The 453-nt window shown below is 57.2% G+C and carries 1 protein-coding gene; it reads right to left on the minus strand.

What is annotated here, in order from left to right; all coding sequences use genetic code 11:
• Positions 1 to 453, minus strand: a 453-nt coding sequence (locus AC27HQ_RS16970; protein ID WP_487157377.1) for an Ig-like domain-containing protein, incomplete at both ends; no start/stop codon positions are given.

Genomic DNA, 453 nt, shown 5'->3' on the forward strand with positions numbered 1-453 from the left:
CCCGCTTCAGTGGCATTGATCACGTCGTCCGCCGTGATGTTATTCACGGTGACAGTGCCAGCCTGAGCGACCAGATCAACGGTGTGCGTCGAGGTACCCGTGCTATCGACAGTGTTACCCGCCGCGTCACTGGAGCTGACCACCACGTCGAACTCAGTGTCAGCAGCCAGGTCGGAGCCCTCAACATCCACCGTCCAGTTGCCATCGGCGTCAACGGTAGTGTCATATTCGCTGCCATTGATCACCATAGTAACCACGTCACCTTCGCTGATATCACCGCCGGTGGCGGTGCCAGTTACGGCGATGGTTTGAGTGGCTTCGGCGGCATTAACAACATCGTCAGAGGTAATATTGTCGACAGTTACAACGCCCGCTTCAGCAGTGAGATCAACCGTGTGGGTCGAGCTGCCAGTGCTATCAACGGCATTGCCTGCCGCATCGCTAGAGGTCACT

This window comes from Halopseudomonas sp. 4NH20-0008 (assembly GCF_057548395.1).